Below are 15367 nucleotides of genomic sequence, written 5' to 3'. Positions count from 1 at the left end.
GCCATGATCCATCGGTCACCACCGGATGAGTCACGGCCGGCCGGCCCCCGGAGCATCGGGACGGGGCACCCGGTCACGTCGAGGCCCGCCAGGGTGCTGCCTCGGCTACCGGTACGGGCTCGGCGGACAGGAAGACCGGTGTCACCGAGACCGGCAGGGCGACCACCGCGCCGTCGCGTTCCACCGGCACGGGTGCGCCGAACGCGTCGACCGCGTGGGCCTGCGCATGGGGCCAGGGCCGCTCGACACGTACGGCGGGCTCTTCCTCACCCGCGAACACGTCACCGGTGGTCCACATGACCTCCAGGGCGCCGCGCCCGTGCCGCTCCACATCGAAGACGTAGCGGCCGGGACCGTGCCCGGCACCGATGCGGCGCACGCGATCGACACCGTCCAGCAGTGCGGTCAGGAGCGCGAACGTGTCGGCCGAAGGGCGGCGGACGGTCAGCTCGGTCCCGTCGTAGTCGAGCAGGGCCAGTTTGCCGAAGAGGAATCCCATCAGGTTGAGCCGGTCGCGGTAGCCGGGGATCTCCGGGGCGAGGTTCCAGCACACCGTGCGGCGGACACCCGCGGCCAGGGCGAGGATGTTGCGGGTCACGATCTGCCGGCGGTTGATCCGGTCCCGTCGTGCGCCGAGCTCCGGCGGACAGTCCTCCATGAACATCCGCAGGGTGTCGGGGAGTTCGGCCGCATGGTCGTACAGCGCGCGCATCGTTCGGCGGTCCGGCGGTTCCGCCTCCGGACCGGGGGAGGGAGCGGTGAAGACCGCTGTCATCTCCCGCTGGAACGCGGCCTGCGCCTCGGGGAACTCGAACAGCGTCGGGCCGTTGTACTCACCCGCCACCACGGGCCGCTCGTAGCCGTGACCGCGCATCATGGCGCGGGCCTCTTCGACGTACACCGGGATGTCGTGCGGATCGCCGTACAGGTTCACGCAGAACAGGTCGTAGTCGTCGCGGGCCCGCTCCACCACATGGTCGAAGAACGCCCTGGCGGGGCTGCCCTGCGGGCTGGACAGTACGTCGTAGCCGCAGCCGCCGAGGACCACGCGGGCCGCGGGGTCCGCCTCCCGCACGGTCCGGGCGAACGTGGCGAGCTGTGCGGCGTACTCGGGCGCGGTGCCGGCCCAGAGGAGACCGGTGTTGCTGGGTTCGTTGTCGCACTGCCAGTAGAGGACACGGCCACGGCATCGGGACACCAGGCGGCCGACGAACTCCGCGTACCGTGCGTCGTCGTTCGCCGGGGACGACGGCAGGAAGCCCGACGGTGTACGCGTGGCCCACGGCGAGCTGGAGCAGACCGTGAACCAGGTCTCGGCGGCCGGGTCCAACTGGCCGAGGACCGCGTCCACCGCCGTCCAGTCGTAGCGGCCGGGCTCGGGCTCGACCTGCGCCCAGTAGACGTAGACCCGTACGAGCGTGCCGCCGAGTGCCCGGATCTGCGGCACGAAGGCGTCCGGCTCACCGAACAGGCCGTAGCTGATGCCCCGGCCGATCCCCAGCCGGATGCCGGCCGGGTCTGCTTCCCGCTCCATGATGCTTCCCTCCACGCTTACGTATACGTCATAAACTGTAGCTGATGATATAAACTATGCCTGTGGACGAAGCGCGGAGACCGGCCGGGGAGACCGGCGTACCGTTGATCTGGACCCGGTCCGAGCCCCGGCGCAGGCAGAGCCCGCTGGAGCGCGACGACATCGTGCGAGCGGCGATGGCAGTCGCCGACGAGGGCGGCGCGGAAGCCCTGACGATGTCTGCCGTGGCCGGACGGCTGGGCCCGTACACCCCCATGGCGCTCTACCGCCATGTGCTCAGCAAGGACGGACTCGTCGATCTCATGCTCGACGCGGCCACCGCGGAGATCCCGCTGCCTCAGGCGTCGGGGAGCGGTGGATGGCCGGACCTGAGGGCGGTGGCCATGGAGACGTGGGCGATGGCCAAGCGACACCTCTGGTACGCCCAACTGGCCCCGACCCGGCCTCCGTTGGGCCCGCACGCATTGCGCCGCACCGAGTTCCTGCTCCGCCTGCTGGTGGAGCGGGGCGCGGATCTCGGACGGGCCGTCGCCTTCGCGGCACTCCTCGACCGCCATGTCCTGGGCAGCGCGCAGCAAGTGGCGGAGGAGCACGCGATGCGGCGCCGGCTCGGGCTGGACACCCCGCAGAGGCTCACCGAGGCCGTCACCGCGGCCCAAGGGCTCGCGGAACAGGGCGGCCATGAACTGCTCGCCCGCTGGATGAAGGCACCGACGGGGCCGGACATGGACGAGCAGTTCGAGATCAGCCTGACCTTTCTGCTCGACGGCATCGAGGCCGAGCTGAGCCGCTGAGACTCCCCGGGGAGCGGGGTCGCCGCCCGCGTAGGCGGGGGCGCGCCTCCGGGCCGGCGGCGCCACCCTCCGGGCGGTGCGGCCTCCGGGGGCGGCGGCGCCACCCTCCGGGACGTGCGACGGCGCGCCGCTGGTCGCGTGAGCGCCGGAATCCACCCCGCCCGAAAGCCGCGGGCCGCCCCGCTCCTCGCGGCGGCGAGTCTCCGAACCCCGCCTGAATCATGGGCAGTTGACACGAGCTGGAGGTCCTGGAGGACCTCTTCGGTGCCGCGTGTCGCGCCTGTCCGGAACCCTCGCCCGGGGCCCGGCCCTCCCGCTACGCTCGGGTCCCTTCCTGCGATCGGCGGGAAGGACGAAACCCCCGTGGCGCAGCCGCCGACATCCACTCACAGAGGTCCGATGCCCACCCTCAGATTTGGCAAGTACCTGACATTGGCGACGGCGGCCCTCCTGCTGCTGGCCACGGCTCCCGGGGCGGTCGCCGCCACCGCGGATCCGGCGGGCGGCACGCCGACGGCCTCCATGACCGCACCGACGGCTTCCGTCGCCGCTCCGGCGGCCGAGACCTGGCAACCGCCGTTGTCCACCCGCGGGCGGTACATCGTGGACGCCGCAGGCAACCGTTTCCGGCTGAAGTCGGCCAACTGGGACGGTGCGCAGGGCTCTTGGGCGGGCAGCGGCAGCGCCGCCGACCCGGCCAACCACCACGCGGGCCAGGACTCCTACGGCATACCCCTCGGCCTCGACCGCGCCTCCCTGCCTCAACTGCTCAGTGATTTCCACCAGTTGGGCATCAACAGCATCCGGCTGCCTTTCTCCAACGAGATGATCCATGCGACGTCGCCCGTTCCGGACGTCGCCGTCACGGCCAACCCGGGTCTGCGCGGCAAGACCCCCCTCCAGGTCTACGACGCCGTGGTCGCCGCCCTCACCCAGGACGGGTTCGCGGTCATCCTCAACAACCACACCAACACCTCCCGCTGGTGCTGTGGCGTCGACGGCAACGAGCGCTGGAACAGCAGCCAGTCGACCCAGCAGTGGGCGGACGACTGGGTCTTCATGGCCCGCCGCTACGCCGGTGATCCGCGGGTGGTGGGCGCGGACCTCTACAACGAAGTCCGCCGCGACGTGCTCGACGATCCCAACTGGGGCCTGGGCGACGCCCACGACTGGTACGCGGCCGCCCAGCTCGCCGCCGACCGCATCCTCTCCGAGGCCAATCCCGACCTCCTCATCGTCATCGAGGGCATCAACTGGACCGGTCTGCCCGTCGACGGGCTGCCGCACGGCCGCCCCACCCTCACCCCCGTGCGCAACCTCTCGCACACCCTCCTTGCCGCTCACAAACTGGTGTACTCCGCCCATTTCTACGGCTACACCGGCCCCAACCACAGTGGCGCCACCGGGGTCGGCGAGACCCACGACGCCCGGTACCAGGACCTCACCCGCGACCAGCTCTACCAAGTCCTCAACGACCAGGCGTTCTTCGTCTCCTCGGAGCAGAACCAGCACTTCACCGCGCCCGTGTGGATCAGCGAGTTCGGCATCGGGGCGGGCGAGACGGGCACCGCGGCGCGCACCTGGTTCGGCAACATCACCGACTACTTCGCCGACCACGACGTCGACTTCGCCTACTGGCCGCTCGTCGGCTGGGAGGGCCACGACGACTGGTCCCTGCTGCGCTACGACACCTCGGGCAACCGGTACGGCATCCTCGACCCGTCCGACTGGCGCGGGACCGCGTGGAACCGGCTGATGACCGCCCCGGCCCGCACCGGGTCCGTTGCCCCGGTCCCGAGCTGGCACATGCTCGCCACCGATCACGGTGACTACGTGCAGTCGCTCCGGGTCCGCGCGGGCGGCGACTGGAACTCGGGTGCGTCCAAGGCCACTTGCCCCGACGGTGAGCGACTGATCGGGCTCGGCCACAGCGGTGTGCGCGCCCTGTGCAGCGACGTCTCCACCGGTGACCTTCGCTCCCCGGGCAACACCCAGACCGTCGTCACCGACGAGCGCTACGTTCCTTCGGGCGGTGACTGGGCCTCCGGATACACCAAGGTGCAGTGTCCCGCGGGGAACTTCCTCATCGGCTACAGCCGCCGGGGCGGCCGGATGTCGGCGGCCCTGTGCGTTCCGGCCGGCTCATCCCTGGCGGGCGCCGGGCGAACCGTCTGGTTCGACCGGTCCGACAACCGTCCCGCGGGCGCTGCCGGTGGCGACTTCGCGAACGGCGACTACAAGGGCCAGTGCGCCGACGACGAGTACGCGGCCGGGATCGCCTACACGACCCGCCTGGGCGCCAGTCAGGGACCGGCCGCCCTGCTGTGCCGCAAGCTGAACTGATCACCCTTCGGCGAGCGGCACAGACACGGTTCGCGCGCCGGGGCGAAGGACGCCCCGCACGTGCCGTGCCGTGCCGTGACCGACGTACCGCCACGCGAACGTCACCGTCATGGGACCCGGCCGACCGAGCCCGCACTCACCGGTCGGCCGGGGTCCCGACCGCGTCTCGTCCTCGTCCCCCGTCCCTCGTCCCCTGTCCCTTGTCCCCTCTCCACCTGACGGCCGGGGGCAGGCCGACCGACGGACAGACCGGCCGATGGACAGACCGGCCGTCCGACCCGACGTACCTGGGTCAGTCCCGTCCCACATGGGTCCAGATCCGCAGGGGGCCGACCGGTTCGAAGCCGTGCCGCACGGCGGCCGCCAGGTCGTCACCGTGCTCGTACCCGACCACCGGCACGGTGGGAAACAGCCGGTGGACCGCGTCCAGGACGGCCGGCCAGGCGGTGTCGGGCCCGCCGTCGCGTGCGAAGACGTTGGAGATTCCGACCACCTGGTCGCAGCTCGCCACCGCTCCGGCGACCACCTGTCCGTCGGCGGTGTGCCCGGCGAGTACGAAGGTGGCCGGGTCGTCGAGAAGCCCTGGGCGGAACAGATCCGCGTCGCCGTTCCCGTCGTCCCATGCCAGCGCCCAGGCGCGCAGCGCGTCCGGGTCGCCTGCGACGTCCCAGACAAGGCCCGAGGGGCTGCCGGGACCGTTGGCCGGGCGGTGGATCCACTGGGCGTCGAACAGCACCTGGAATCCGGACCCCGTCAGGTCGAGGTCGGCGAAGCTGTCCTTGACGGAGGCGCCGGGCACGGAGGTGTCGATCCGGGCCACCAGCGCGGCCGGATCGGCGCCGGGCACCAGCGTCACCACGTCCGGGTAGTACGGCGGGGTGCGGGCCGGGGCGGTCCACGCCTGCTCCCCGAACTCGCCCGCCACACCGTGCGATCGGCTCATCGCCGCACACCACTCGGCGTTGTTGCGGGCGGCGGCCCGGACCAGGGACGGGTGCGACGTCTTCATGAGAGCGGATCATGGCACGGCCCGCCCGCGTCCCCCACGTCAGCGGGGGACCGGGGAGAGGGGTGAGGGCCCGAGACCGGGCAGGGATTCGGGCCCTCACGTGAACGCGCATCCGTCGGGGGCGTTTGCGCGTTGACCACTTCAACGAGCTCCGTGCCCGAGGGATACGATCTGTCGCTCGGCACTCGGACGACGGGTACCGCGCATGAGGAACGAGTCGGCCGCAGACCGGGGGTCGGCGAGGTCGGAGAGGGTACGGGAAGAGCGGACAGGGCCCGGGAGGGCCGGGTGAGGTCGTGGGCGGGCCGGGCCGGGAGGACCGGCCGGGGGCGCGGGCGACCGGCCACCGGTGCCGCGCGCCAGGTAGCTGCGAGCAGGTCGTCAGCACCCCATCGCCATCCGCGGCGCCATGGAACCCCAAGCCGATGCGCGGGTTCAGGGGAGCTGATCGACGAGCCGGTCGACGAGCGAGCCCGGGTGCGACAGGGCGGCCAGGTGCCCACCGGGAATCGACTCGGCCTCGATCCCGAGGCGGTCGCGGGCCACTCGGCGCTGGAACTCCAGGGGGAAGAACCGGTCCCCGGCGCCGGCCAGCACGCGCGTGGTCACATCGGGCCACCGTCGGATGTCGCAGGCCTGACCGAAGGCGACATCGGCCTCTGGTCGTTCGTGATCCGCCCCGTCGGCGGCGACCTCGGCGGGTACGTCGTGCAGGAAGTAGGTCTCCAGGTCGAATTCGGCGCCGTATCCGCCCGCCTCGGCCGCTGCGAGTCGGGCCGGCTCCGATCCGGTGTTGCCCCACCACCCCCCGGGTGTCTCGCCCGGCAGGGGCACCATCGCATTGACGAGCACCAGCGCTCCTACGGGTACGCGGGCGCAGACCATGGGCGCGGTGAAGCCGCCCATCGACTGGGCCACCAGCACCACGTCCTCGCGATCACCGATCGCCGCGACCACCGCGTCGGTGTACTCGGGCAGTCCCGCGGACGGGTCGGCGCCCGGCAGATCCACCGCGACGGCCTCGTGCCCCCTCGCCCGCAACTCGGGCACCACACGATGCCAGAACCAGGCCGAACCACCGGCCCCCGGAATCAAGACAAACACGCTCATCCTCGTCTCCGTCCGTTGCGCTCTCACGACGGACAGACCGCCGCGAGCGACGAAAGTGATCGGTCGCGGTGACGAACCGGCACCGTCATCGGTCGATGTTCCAGCCGGACGGCAGGGCGCCGTCGCAGAACACGCAGACGAAGTCCCCCTCACGCACGACATTGACCTGTTGGCAGGACACACAACGACGGAAGACGACCGGGTGGGTGAACGCACGGGGACGCTCGACCCCGGCACGGTCCAGCGCGTCCGCGACGGAGGGCCACGAGCCGACGTCCGGGCAGTATCCGGTCGACAAGTGACCCCTCCTCGCGCTCCGGTCACGGTCGAGGCGGGTCGGGTGAGAGGGTGAACAAAGCGTCGAGCATGGCGAGTTGGATGTCGATCGCGTCCAGGGTGGCGAGGACCGACCGATGCGCGGACGCGGTCGGTCCGGTCGTTCCCGCCTGTTCGGTCGGCGCCGATCCCGTTGTGGCGGGCTGGGCCGGGCGGCGGCCGATCGCCCGGCGCACGGTACGGGTGTGCGCCGCGACCTGGGTACGCCGTCGCAGCACGGCCGGATCGGCGGTGAGTGCGTCCGCTGCGGTCCTGACCGCTCCCGCGAGGTCTTCGACGCGCTCGCCGCAGCGCCGCAGCGCCGACACGGAGTGGAGCGAGAAGTGGTCCTGGCGGCGTCGGGCGGGTAGCGCGCGGGGCGACGGCGGAGCGGCCGTGATCCGGGGTGAGGGCAGGGCGGCCAAGGTGCGGAGGCAGGGCAGGGTGGCCAGGGTCCGGGGTGAGGGAAGGGCCGCCAGAGTCCGCATCGGAGCCGTCGCGACCCCCAACTGTTCGACGCCGTGGGCGAATCGGGCCTGCGCCGAACTCACGGCCCCGCCGTCGCGCCAGTCGGCCTCCATGAACTCGCCCAGGCCCGACAGCGCCGCCGTGGTGCGCGCCCGTATCACCGCCTCGGTACGGACGGGCAGAACCAGCCAGGACGCGGCCACACCGAGAATCGCCCCGACCCCGATGCCCGCCAGCCGGGTGTGCAGAAGGTCTCCGGGACTCTGCCCGAACCAGTCGTAGAGCAGGGAGAGTACGGCGGTGACGCAGCCCGCCCAGTACGCGTAGCCGAATTCGCGCAGCCAGGTGGCCACGGCGAGCACCATGAAGATCACTGCGACCGCGGTGTCCGACCGTGGTCCGAACTGTCCGGAGACCGCCGCGGCCACCACCGTGCCGGCGGTCGCGCCGAGCGTGCGCCAGACCCCTTTGACCAGCACGTCGCCGCGGCTGCGCGCGCCGCTGCACACGAGGAACGCCGTGAGCACCACCCATGCCCAGTGGTCCGGCCACAGGCCCCGGCCGATCGCGAACGCCGCGGTCAGTGCCGCCGCCATCTGCAGGGCCATCCGCGTGCTCGCCGGCATGTGGCGGCCCGTGTCGCGGGCCGGCGCCGTCACCCGCGCGGAAGGCGGCGACGCTACGAAACCGGTGCGCCGCGCCGCCCACGTCACCACGGTTCCCCAGACGACCGCGGCCAGCGCCGTCACCGCCGCCCAGACGGTGGGCGCGTGTCCGCTCATGGGCGTCGCCCCGGCGGGCACCACCAGCACCGCTGTCAACGGCAGAACCACGAGTGTCCCCGCCCGGCCGGCGCGCGCTCCGAAACGGCGCACCCAGATCGATCCCGCGACCCCCAGGACGAACACCGCGTCACCTGCCAGGGGTTGACGTTGGATCAAGGTGCTCAACTCCGTGGCCGTCGCCGCGGCGCAGGGCAGGACGACGCAGGCCGACAGTCGGTCGGTGCGGTCGAGGAGGCGTTGTACGCGACCGAGCGCCGAGGCGATCACCACGGCCCGCACCACACTGTCCACGCGCAGCCCGGCCTCGTGTTCGACGAGCAGCGCCCAGCCGTACACGCCCAGCACGGTGGCCATGCTCACGGCCGCGGCGCGCAGGCGTACCCCTCGCGGATCGAAGTGCAACGCACGACACGTCGATTTCGAAAAGTTACGCAGCACGTAGGATTACCGCCAAGACCCTTCCTTGAGCGGGCTCTGGAATGGCTCCAAAATGGCTCTGAACAAGCCCTGCAGCAAGTCGTCGACCGATACGGCTCGCATCGTTATCGTAAGTGATAACTTAGCAGTGATGAGCGAGCAGACAGAGCGAACAGAGCGTCGGGACGCGGGGCGCTCCGGGGCCGAGGAGCGGGAGGGGCCGGCCCCCGCGGCCGAGGGACGGCACGACCGGGCGCCCGCCGAGATCCGCCAGGGCGTCATCCGGCTCGCGCGAAGGCTGAGCGCGGAGCGCCCCGCCGACGGGCTCAGCCTCAACAAGAGCAGCGTCCTCGGTCACCTGCGCCGCAACGGCCCCATGTCGGCCGGTGCGCTGGCCGCCGCCGACCATCAGCAGCCGCAGTCCCTGACGCGGGTCTTCGCCGACCTCGAACAGGACGGCCTGATCAGCCGGACGCGCGACACGTACGACGGGCGGCAACGCGTGGTGGAACTGACCGAAGCGGGGCGCGAGGCACTCGCCCGCGACATGGCGCAGCGCGACGCATGGCTCGACATCGCCCTCGTCGACCTCACCGAGACGGAGCGTCAGGTCCTGCTGCTCGCCGCCCGTCTGATGAACCGCCTCGCCGACGCCCCGGCGACCGTGCCCGGCTCCACGACCCGATCCGACTGACGGAGGCGCCCGTGTCCTGGCCCGACCACGCGATCTGGTGGCACGTCCACCCGTTGAGTTTCCTGGGCGCGGAGCCGACCGCGCTGCCCGCCGGAGCGCCCGTGCGGCACCGTCTGCCGGTGCTGGCCGACTGGCTCGACCACCTGGTCGGCCTCGGCTGCAACGGCCTCGCCCTGGGGCCGGTCTTCGCCGCCGAGAGCCACGGCTACGACACGGCCGACCCCTTTCGCGTCGATCCGCGCCTGGGCACCGAGGCCGACCTGCTCGACCTGGTCGAGCGTGCCGGGTCGCGCGGGGTCCGGGTCCTGCTGGACGGCGTCTTCAACCATGTCGGCAGGTCCTTCGCCCCCTTCGCCGACGTGGTGCGGCGCGGCACCGCGTCCCCGTACGCGGACTGGTTCGTCCCCGAGGGCGACGACTTCCGCGTCTTCGAGGGGCACCGTCATCTCGTCGCCCTGAACCACGCGTCCCCCGCGGTCGCCGACCATGTCGTCGAAGTCCTTGGCCACTGGCTCGACCGCGGCATCGCGGGCTGGCGGCTGGACGCGGCCTACGCGGTGCCCCGCCCCTTCTGGCGCACCGTCACGGACCGGGTCAGGTCCCGTCACCCCGAGGCGTGGTTCAGCGGTGAGGTGATCCATGGCGACTACGCGTCGTACGTCGTCGAGGGCGGCCTGGACACCGTGACGCAGTACGAGCTGTGGAAGGCGATCTGGAGCTCGCTCAACGACGGCAACCCGCACGAACTGGCCTGGGCGCTCAAGCGGCACAACGCCATGATCGACACCTTCGCGCCCCAGACGTTCGTCGGCAACCACGACGTCACGCGCCTCGCCAGCCGGCTCGGCGAGCCCCGTCACGTGGCGCACGCGCTCACCGTGCTGTTCACCGTCGGGGGCATCCCCTCCGTCTACGCGGGGGACGAGCGTGCCTGGGAGGGCGTCAAGGAGGACCGCGCGGGCGGGGACGACGCTGTCCGCCCCGCGTTTCCCCTCTCCCCGTCCGGTCTCGGCCCCGACGGACTGGCGGTCCAGCGGCTCCACCAGACCCTGGTGGGCGTGCGGCGCCGCCACCCCTGGCTCGTACGGGCCCGGACCCGCGTCCACACCCTCGACAACAACGTTCTCAGCTACACCCTCGACGCGCCCGAGTCCGACGCCACCCTCGCGGTCGCCCTCAACTTCGGCTCCGCTCCGGCCACCGCCGGCGTCCCGGCCGCTTCCTGGCGACCTGCCGCGGGTGACGCCTCCGTCGATTCCGCGACCGGTTCCGTCTCGCTCCCGGCGATGGGCTGGCTCGTGGCCACGACATCGGGAAGCCGTTCCTGACTCCGTCGTCTCCCGGGCGGCCGTGACTCCCCGGAGTCGGACCGACGCCTACTACAACACGGTCACAGCCGGGAAGATCCGTGTGCCGCCCTCCGGCGTCACCATGCTGCCCTGGCAGAAGCTCAACCTGGCCGCCTGGCGGGTGGCACCCGTCAACCAGGCCACCTCCGGCCGGCCCACCGTCAGCATCGACGCGATGGCCCGACTGTCGTAGGACCCGCCCGGTCGGCCGGACGCGAGGGCCGGACGTTCGGAGGCCGGCCGGCTGCCCTCAGCCGGCCGGCACGCGTTCGTCCGCGTGACCGCGGACCTGGTTCTCCCCTCGAATCGGACGACATGCCGACGACCCGCCCATTCCGCCCCGGGCGGCGCGAGGAGTTCCGCTCGTCGCGCGCTGTGGTGATCACCAGGGCTGTCCGTGAGCACGAGGGGCATGGCAGACTGCTGCGCGTCCAGGGGGTCGATGAGGCGTGAGACATGAGCGCACCGCGGTCTGCTCCGACCGTGGTTCAGGTGGTGCCGGGCAGGCGGCTGCGGCAACTGCCGTGAGCGAAGCGCCTCTTGGCCCGGAACGTTCCCTGAGGACCGCGTCAGGAATCCCTCGTTCCGAAGGGCCGCGCCGACGAGCCCGGCCGGCGGCGGAGTTACCGCGACGTCCTGCCGCAGCGATCCATGGCGCACTCCGTTCCGAAGGACCCGGCCGCCCGGATCCGCGGTTACGAACCCGTGCGGTTCCGGTGTTTCCATCCGCCGAGGACTCCGCCCGCGACGCCCTGCGCCCGAACCGCCCCGGCCCGCGCCGGGTCGAGCCGGACCGACGCGTGGCTCTGTACCCCGAGATGTTCGACCAGACGAGTACCCAGGTCATGTCCGCACGACGTGCCGGGGAATCCCTGGCAGACGTCCGCAAGGAGACAGAACGATGAAGCACGCCATGAACGCCGCCGAGGAACTGGGGCCCCACGGGTGGCGCAAGCCGTGGGGCGGGAGCGCCAACGGCACCTGCGTCGAGATGAAGAAACTCGGCGGCGGCATCGTGGCGGTCAGACAGTCGACGGACCCCGACGGCCCGGCCCTCATCTGCGCCTCCTCGGTCATCGCCGAGTTCGTGGGGGCCGCCAAGGAGGGACGGGCGGACTTCCTCATCACCTGAGACCGGGGCGTCGACGCCGGTGACCGGACCCGGGACCCGGACGACGACAGCGGCCGCGGCACACCCGAAATCAACTCCAACGATCACGCCGTAGTGGCGGAGGGCCTAAGTGACACACGCAGGAACGGGTGCCGACGACATCGACACCAGCAAACCCCAGTCGGCGCGCATGTATGACTACTTCCTCGACGGCAAGGACAACTATCCCGTCGACTGGAAGGCCGCCGAGCAGGTCATCTCCTTCTTCCCCGCGGTCAAGGAGATGGCGCGTACCAACCGGGACTTCATGCATCGTGCCGCCCGAATGCTGGCGCGACAGGGCATCCGTCAGTTCCTCGACATCGGTACCGGAATTCCGACCGCCCCGAACCTTCACCAGATCGTCCAGGCCGTCACCCCCGACGCCCGCGTGGTGTACGCCGACAACGATCCGATCGTCCTCAGACACGCCGAGGCGCTTCTGCACAGCACCCCGGAGGGGCGTACCGCGTACATCCAGGCCGACGTGCAGGAACCGGGGAAGATCCTGGCGGCGGCGAGCGAGACCCTGGACTTCAGTCAGCCGGTCGCCCTCTCCATGATGGCGCTTCTGCACCTGGTGGGCGACGAGGACGACCCTCACCGCATCGTGTCGGAATTTCTCAAGTCCCTCGCTCCCGGCAGCCACTTGGCTCTCTCCCACGCGACAGGGGACTTCGACCCCGAAGCGTGGGAGCGGGTCGTCGAGGTCTACCGCAAGGGGGGAACCACGGCACAGGTGCGGTCACGCGCCGAATTCGCCAGGTTCTTCACGGGACTTGAGCTTCTCGACCCCGGTATCGAACTCGCAGCACGCTGGCACCCTCAGAGAGGCGGCCACTACAACCAGAGCGAACAGATCCCGCTGTACGTGGGTGTCGCCCGCAAGCCGTAGAGGTGGCGGCTCCCGGCGCCGAGGACCGGGCGGAGCGCCCGCCCCGTCATCGGTACGGTCCCGTGCCCACACCGGTGCCGGTCGGCCGGCCGATGGCCGGGCGGCGGACAGCACGCGTAAAGTGGCTGTTCAGGGGTTGGTCACCAGGGTCCGACGAAGGCACGATCCATGCGGGAGCGAGCGAGCGTGGTCAGCGAGCGAGAGCCGCATCCCCCGGCGGCCGGCCGAGCCGCCCAGGCGGCGGCGACGCGGCAGCAGATCGTCGAAACCGCTCAGCGGCTGTTCGCCGGCCACGGCTACCAAGCGACCTCGCTGCAGGCCATCGCGAACGACATGGGCATCACCAAAGCGGCGGTCTACTACCACTTCCGGACCAAGGCGCAGATCCTCCAGGCCTCGCTCGATCCGGCGGTGGAGGAAATGACCGTGCTCCTGGACGAGTTGGCGGGGATGGCATCCCGCCAGGAGAGGCTGGAGGCGTACGCGGTCGGCTGGGTCGACTTCCTGGTGCGCAACCGCGAGCTCGGAACCATGCTCCTGCACGATCCCGAGATCAGGGCCGCCAGCGTCTACGCCGAGAACGACGGGCGAAGGCGTCGCGTTCTGAGGGTGCTGTTCGGCGGCTCGCCCACGCCGGCGGAACGCATGGCCTACGTGATGTGCGTGTGGATGCTGGAAGGGCTCGGCGAGCTCTCCGATCTCTCGGACGACGAACTGAGGGCCACGCTCCTTCTGACCGTCCGTGCCCTGCTGGCCGTGCCGGGCGCCGCCGGGACGGACGAGACCTGATCCGTCGTCCGTGGCAGCCGCTGTCGGCCGGCGACCGGCGGCCGGGTCGGCGGAGGTCGTGCCCTCGTCCGGGTGCGCCGGGCGCCCTCCGGCGGGCGCTCTCCGGGCGGTCACGCTCCGTGCGGGCTCGCTCCTTCCGGATGTGACTGGATGTGACACGTATTTCACTAGCCATCGGCTAGTGAGTGGCTGTTGACTGGTAAAATAATCGGTAGATCCATACGGCGAGAAGGTGATCCGAGGATGCGGACGCTCGCGCCGCCCCGGTCCACCCCGTGCGTGCGGATTCCACTCCCGAGCAGTCCCCTGGAGCCCTGACCGCGATGACGACGACCGCCGCAACCTCCGCCGCCACGCCCGAGCCCGGCGAACCGCACCCGGTCTGGCGCGTGCTCACCGAGCGTGCGCGGGCCGGCAGTCGCCCCGGCGCACGCGCCGACGGACACCGCGTCGCCCTGGCCATCGAGGGCGGCGGGATGCGCGGCATCATCGCCGGCGGCATGGCCCTGGCGCTCCACGAACTCGGACTGACCAACAGCTTCGACGCCGTCTACGGGGCTTCGGCCGGCGCAGCCTCCGGAGCGTGGCTGCTGAGTACGAGCCCGCAGTCGCTGCGCTTCTGGGCGGTCCCCAAGTACGCCAGGACGCTGATCCGGCGCTCGAACCCGCTGCGCGGCCGGCCGCTCGTGGACCTGCACGCCTTCTACGAGGTGCTCTACCGCTACGGCGACGAGGACTGCGCTCCGATGGACTTCGACTCGATCCTGGCCAGTGATGTCGAGTACCACCCCCTGGCCACCGACGCCGCGACCGGGGAATCCATCGACCTGCGGCCCTTCATAGACGACGCCGCGGAACTGCGCCTCGCCCTGCGCGCCAGCGCCGCACTGCCGCTCCTGGCGGGCGAACCCGTGACGCTGCGCGGGCGCCGGTTCTACGACGCGGGCGTCTCCGAATCCGTACCGTATCGAACCGCGCTGGCTCAGGGCGCCACCCATGTCATGGTGCTGCGGTCCCGGCGTGCGATCGACGTCGCGCGGCCGTCGCGCTCCGCCCCGCTCATCGCCAGGACCTTCCTGCGCCGTGAACCGGAAGCCCTGCGCCAGGTGTTCCTGGACCGTGAGACCCGCCTGGCCGAGGACGACGCACTTCTCGCCGACCACGCGGCGATGGTCTCGATCCGCCCCGCCGCGGACTCACCGCCGGTAGGCCGCCTGGCGCGCGAGGGCGACCTCCTCGAAACCGCCCTGGAAGCCGGCCGAACCGCCGTCCACGGAACGTACACCAGCCTGTACGGCACGGGAACGCCTGCCTGAAGCCGGCCCGAGGCGGCCCGCGGCGAGGCCCGTCGGCCGCAGTTCGAAGCCCTCCGTAGTAGTGGACCGGACCGAGTCGGTCCCCGAATTCCTTGAGCAGGTTCAGCGCCGGGACGGGTGAGTACGCCCCGCCCGTTCCGGTACGCCCAGCGGTGTTCGACGCGGAGTCGACGACGACCGGGGGCAGGTCGGGCCCTGATCGTTCATCAGGCAAGTGACTCCTTCTGGTCACTGTCATCGCTGTTGCCGGTGTCAGCATCGCATCGCCCACTGACATCGCCTGCCCGCTCGATGCGCGGGAGCCAGGGTGATCATCTGATACGATTGATCTTGAGCTGGTCGGCGGACATCGCACCGACTCTCTCGATGCGTTGGTGGTCCAAGGAAAGACGCCCCGCT

14 protein-coding genes are annotated in these 15367 nt (G+C 71.3%); 9 read left to right on the top strand and 5 right to left on the bottom strand.

Going from position 1 to position 15367, the window contains the following annotated elements:
* Positions 1 to 73: 73 nt before the first annotated feature.
* Positions 74 to 1534 carry a hypothetical protein gene (locus tag OHT01_RS03350; RefSeq protein WP_328551587.1) on the bottom strand — a complete coding sequence of 487 codons (1461 nt, stop codon included), beginning with the start codon at positions 1532 to 1534 and terminating at the stop codon, positions 74 to 76.
* A gap of 62 nt (positions 1535 to 1596) precedes the next feature.
* On the opposite strand from OHT01_RS03350, the gene OHT01_RS03345 reads away from it, so the two are divergent.
* Positions 1597 to 2328, top strand: a complete 732-nt coding sequence (locus tag OHT01_RS03345) for a TetR/AcrR family transcriptional regulator (protein WP_328551586.1) — start codon at positions 1597 to 1599, stop codon at positions 2326 to 2328.
* A gap of 399 nt (positions 2329 to 2727) precedes the next feature.
* The gene (locus tag OHT01_RS03340) at positions 2728 to 4671 is read left to right on the top strand and encodes a glycoside hydrolase family 5 protein (RefSeq protein ID WP_328551585.1); all 1944 of its coding nucleotides are present in this window, start codon (positions 2728 to 2730) and stop codon (positions 4669 to 4671) included.
* 292 nt (positions 4672 to 4963) lie between these two features.
* Here the strand turns inward: OHT01_RS03340 and OHT01_RS03335 are convergent, their stop codons facing one another.
* The 4 genes from OHT01_RS03335 to OHT01_RS03320 form a co-directional block, all read right to left on the bottom strand.
* Positions 4964 to 5680 (bottom strand): hypothetical protein, encoded by a 717-nt coding sequence (locus tag OHT01_RS03335; RefSeq protein ID WP_328551584.1) that lies wholly within the window; start codon positions 5678 to 5680, stop codon positions 4964 to 4966.
* A 435-nt stretch (positions 5681 to 6115) separates the two neighbouring features.
* Positions 6116 to 6790 (bottom strand): alpha/beta fold hydrolase, encoded by a 675-nt coding sequence (locus OHT01_RS03330; RefSeq protein ID WP_328551583.1) that lies wholly within the window; start codon positions 6788 to 6790, stop codon positions 6116 to 6118.
* Positions 6791 to 6875: 85 nt separating this feature from the next.
* Positions 6876 to 7088 carry a hypothetical protein gene (locus OHT01_RS03325; protein WP_328551582.1) on the bottom strand — a complete coding sequence of 71 codons (213 nt, stop codon included), beginning with the start codon at positions 7086 to 7088 and terminating at the stop codon, positions 6876 to 6878.
* 22 nt (positions 7089 to 7110) lie between these two features.
* On the bottom strand, positions 7111 to 8712 hold the full coding sequence (locus tag OHT01_RS03320) for an FUSC family protein (protein WP_328558010.1): 1602 nt from the start codon (positions 8710 to 8712) through the stop codon (positions 7111 to 7113).
* Between the two features lie 214 nt (positions 8713 to 8926).
* On the opposite strand from OHT01_RS03320, the gene OHT01_RS03315 reads away from it, so the two are divergent.
* The 7 genes from OHT01_RS03315 to OHT01_RS03285 all read left to right on the top strand — a co-directional run bounded on the left by OHT01_RS03315 (position 8927) and on the right by OHT01_RS03285 (position 14968).
* Positions 8927 to 9469 (top strand): MarR family winged helix-turn-helix transcriptional regulator, encoded by a 543-nt coding sequence (locus OHT01_RS03315; RefSeq protein ID WP_328551581.1) that lies wholly within the window; start codon positions 8927 to 8929, stop codon positions 9467 to 9469.
* A gap of 11 nt (positions 9470 to 9480) precedes the next feature.
* A complete protein-coding gene (locus tag OHT01_RS03310) occupies positions 9481 to 10797 on the top strand; it encodes an alpha-amylase family protein (protein WP_328551580.1) in 1317 nt (438 codons plus the stop codon).
* A gap of 22 nt (positions 10798 to 10819) precedes the next feature.
* Positions 10820 to 11011 carry a hypothetical protein gene (locus OHT01_RS03305; RefSeq protein WP_328551579.1) on the top strand — a complete coding sequence of 64 codons (192 nt, stop codon included), beginning with the start codon at positions 10820 to 10822 and terminating at the stop codon, positions 11009 to 11011.
* A 708-nt stretch (positions 11012 to 11719) separates the two neighbouring features.
* The gene (locus OHT01_RS03300) at positions 11720 to 11950 is read left to right on the top strand and encodes a DUF397 domain-containing protein (RefSeq protein ID WP_328551578.1); all 231 of its coding nucleotides are present in this window, start codon (positions 11720 to 11722) and stop codon (positions 11948 to 11950) included.
* A gap of 169 nt (positions 11951 to 12119) precedes the next feature.
* Positions 12120 to 12863, top strand: a complete 744-nt coding sequence (locus OHT01_RS03295) for an SAM-dependent methyltransferase (RefSeq protein WP_443043510.1) — start codon at positions 12120 to 12122, stop codon at positions 12861 to 12863.
* Between the two features lie 168 nt (positions 12864 to 13031).
* Complete coding sequence (locus OHT01_RS03290) at positions 13032 to 13652, top strand: TetR/AcrR family transcriptional regulator (protein WP_328551576.1); 621 nt, start codon at positions 13032 to 13034, stop codon at positions 13650 to 13652.
* 323 nt (positions 13653 to 13975) lie between these two features.
* Positions 13976 to 14968, top strand: coding sequence for a patatin-like phospholipase family protein (locus OHT01_RS03285; protein WP_328551575.1), 993 nt, complete (start codon positions 13976 to 13978; stop codon positions 14966 to 14968).
* Positions 14969 to 15367: the final 399 nt, after the last annotated feature.

The organism is Streptomyces sp. NBC_00358 (genome assembly GCF_036099295.1).
Lineage (GTDB): Bacteria > Actinomycetota > Actinomycetes > Streptomycetales > Streptomycetaceae > Streptomyces.
This window is presented reverse-complemented; position numbering and strand designations above follow the sequence as displayed.

Coding starts and splice junctions, on each gene's coding strand:
- OHT01_RS03300 (WP_328551578.1), top strand. CDS start 11,720: ATGAAGCACGCCATGAACGCCGCCGAGGAACTGGGGCCCCACGGGTGG.
- OHT01_RS03295 (WP_443043510.1), top strand. CDS start 12,120: ATGTATGACTACTTCCTCGACGGCAAGGACAACTATCCCGTCGACTGG.
- OHT01_RS03330 (WP_328551583.1), bottom strand. CDS start 6,790: ATGAGCGTGTTTGTCTTGATTCCGGGGGCCGGTGGTTCGGCCTGGTTC.
- OHT01_RS03340 (WP_328551585.1), top strand. CDS start 2,728: ATGCCCACCCTCAGATTTGGCAAGTACCTGACATTGGCGACGGCGGCC.
- OHT01_RS03320 (WP_328558010.1), bottom strand. CDS start 8,712: ATGGCCACCGTGCTGGGCGTGTACGGCTGGGCGCTGCTCGTCGAACAC.
- OHT01_RS03315 (WP_328551581.1), top strand. CDS start 8,927: ATGAGCGAGCAGACAGAGCGAACAGAGCGTCGGGACGCGGGGCGCTCC.
- OHT01_RS03290 (WP_328551576.1), top strand. CDS start 13,032: ATGCGGGAGCGAGCGAGCGTGGTCAGCGAGCGAGAGCCGCATCCCCCG.
- OHT01_RS03335 (WP_328551584.1), bottom strand. CDS start 5,680: ATGAAGACGTCGCACCCGTCCCTGGTCCGGGCCGCCGCCCGCAACAAC.
- OHT01_RS03285 (WP_328551575.1), top strand. CDS start 13,976: ATGACGACGACCGCCGCAACCTCCGCCGCCACGCCCGAGCCCGGCGAA.
- OHT01_RS03350 (WP_328551587.1), bottom strand. CDS start 1,534: ATGGAGCGGGAAGCAGACCCGGCCGGCATCCGGCTGGGGATCGGCCGG.